The following is a 2,460-nucleotide window of genomic DNA, read 5'->3' as shown; positions in this document are numbered from 1 at the left end:
TCTCAGTAAAATTGAGCCACTGGAAGCCAAGAACTTTAACTTATTGCTGACCTTTCCAGATGGTCATAAGCTGCTCGTAAAGCAGGAGCGACATAACCAGGAAGGGAAAGCCGCTGGTGAGTTTTTGAATGAATGGCGAATTCAAGAATTCTTACAGCAATTTCCAGAACTTGCTAACCTCCGCTCTTTGATACCAGAGGTGCTGCATTTTGATGGTGAGAATTCCATTATGGTTTTCCGCTATCTCGATGACTATCGGGATTTAATGGATTTCTACGCCAAGGAAAATATCTTTCCTCCAGAGGTTGCTGCCACCATCGGCACCCTTTTAGGAAAAATCCATCATCATACATTTAATCGTAAAGACTATCAAGATTTATTCTGTAGTGAAACCGATAATATAACCACTGACCAAGTGCCTAGATTAGTTAACAGTTTAGAACGAATTGGTCCGGAGATTTTTGGTGCGGTACCTGCTGACGGGCTGAAATTCTTTGCCCTTTATCAACGATACGATAGTTTAGGGCAAGCGATCGCACAACTAGGCAATGGTTTTGCCCCCTGCTGTCTGACCCACAATGACCTAAAGCTAAATAATATCCTTCTGCACCAAGATTGGGAGCATGAGAGTACCAGCATTGTCAGGCTAATTGATTGGGAGCGCTGTAGTTGGGGAGACCCAGGGTTTGATTTAGGAACACTGATCAGTAGCTATGTCCAAATCTGGCTGAGTAGCCTAGTTATCAGTAAATCTTTAAGTATTGAAGAATCCCTAGGTTTAGCCATGACCCCCTTGGAACAGCTCCAGCCTTCCATTGCTGCCCTAACCAAAGGTTATTTTGAAACCTTTCCAGAAATTTTAGAACACCGACCTGATTTTTTGCGGACAGCAGTGCAATTTACCGGTTTTGGTTTGATTCAACGGATTCGGGCGATGATTGAGTACCAAAAATCCTTTGGTAATGCCGGGATTGCCATGCTTCAGGTTGCCAAGACCTTGTTGTGTCGTCCAGAAAAATCCATGCCCACAATTTTTGGCCCTGCTATTGCTGAATTAATTCAACTCAGTCCTTCCGCTGTTTAAGATAGATATAGCAATTCTCTATCCCATGAGGTACAAAGCGATCCCCCTAAATCCCCCTTATAAAGGGGGACTTTGAGGTTGATAATCGTACCTCATAAATTCAATAAACGCTATAGCATTTCCAAATAGGCTATGAATAATCTTGCTGATTTCTCATAACATCAAAAAGTCTTCAGAGGTCTTTCCTACTGCTCCCTACTCCCTACTCCCTACTCCCTACTCCCTACTCCCTACTCCCTACTCCCTACTCCCTACTCCCTACTCCCTACTCCCTACCAAAGCATGATCCAACTACTTGATTCTAGAGAAATTCAACTATCCCAAGTCGCCAATCAGCAATTACTAGATGTTCTAGACGATATTGTTAACAAAGTAAAAATCCAATCAGACTTCTCTATTCACCATTCAGATTACAAACCGTTGGAAATTCCAGCCGAAGCTGTGGAACGTTTTCAACGGATGCCCGAAGAGATGCAGCAAAAATATATCAGTCTGCAACTGCGGAGTTTTCTCTATGGTATTTATTACAATGGCTCAATGCGAGATACTCTCGCACCGGAAGCAGATACTGAAGCTGCGCCACTAGACCTAGAGAACAATACCATCCTGGGAGTAGATGTGGGATTTTATCAGCGACTCCACGACAGCAATAGTGGCAAAGGCTACTTTGACCCTGGTTGGTCTGTTCTCAGAGAAGAAAGTGATGGCACTTTGGCTGTGACTAAGGGAGGATTGAGGCTGCATATTGAACGGGAGCAGCATCTGCCAGCATCCCAGCAATCTGCCACCGTCGGGGATTCAGTAGCAATCCGTATGCCTAAGAATTTGGTGCAAAATGGCTTTTATATGGCCGTTGGCAATCTAGAAGCAAATCGTCCGCAAACAGACCAGTCAGTGACTGTGCGAATTTACTTCAACTTGACTCCTGACGGTGCAGTTGCCGTAATGGGTAGCTTAACCCAACAGCTGAACGACATGGAAATTCCGTTCCACTTTAAAGTTTTGTACAATCCCAAGGACTACGAACGACACGATTCGGGGGTACTCTACTTTGATAAGCGTAACTATGACGCTGTTGAGGGAGTTTTAAAGACTGTTTATACAGAGCACCAATCTCATTTTCAGCCAGATGTTCCCCTATTTACCATGGAGCTAGCACCAGGTTTGGGGTTAGCAGAAGAACCAGACCAAAAATTTGCCGAACAGGAAAGCTTTGGCATGAATCGCTGTCAGATTGTGGCCAATGGGTTGTTGGAAGCTTGGCATCAAGGGGATGATTCCACTGAAGGAAGGATGAAGGCTATCCTTGGGCAATTTTCTAGGCTGGGGATTGACTTGGAGCGTGTTTATCTGAATGCCAATTCTGAAGATATTTA

At 44.2% G+C, this 2,460-nt stretch carries 3 protein-coding genes; all 3 read left to right on the top strand.

Features of this window, described 5'->3' with window-relative positions; genetic code table 11:
* The coding region (locus tag F6K38_RS29710; RefSeq protein ID WP_287358676.1) for a phosphotransferase family protein at positions 1–1,084 on the top strand (1,084 nt) is incomplete at its 5' end.
* Positions 1,085–1,226: 142 nt separating this feature from the next.
* Complete coding sequence (locus F6K38_RS29705) at positions 1,227–1,370, top strand: hypothetical protein (protein WP_287358673.1); 144 nt, start codon at positions 1,227–1,229, stop codon at positions 1,368–1,370.
* Positions 1,367–2,460, top strand: a 1,094-nt coding sequence (locus F6K38_RS29700; protein WP_287358670.1) for a T3SS effector HopA1 family protein, incomplete at its 3' end; no start/stop codon positions are given. The genes F6K38_RS29705 and F6K38_RS29700, both read left to right, overlap by 4 nt.

Origin of the sequence: Moorena sp. SIO3B2, assembly GCF_010692525.1 — a bacterium.
GTDB lineage: Bacteria > Cyanobacteriota > Cyanobacteriia > Cyanobacteriales > Coleofasciculaceae > Moorena > Moorena producens.
The sequence above is the reverse complement of the archived record's forward strand: the minus strand, read 5'-3'. Positions and strand labels throughout refer to the sequence as shown.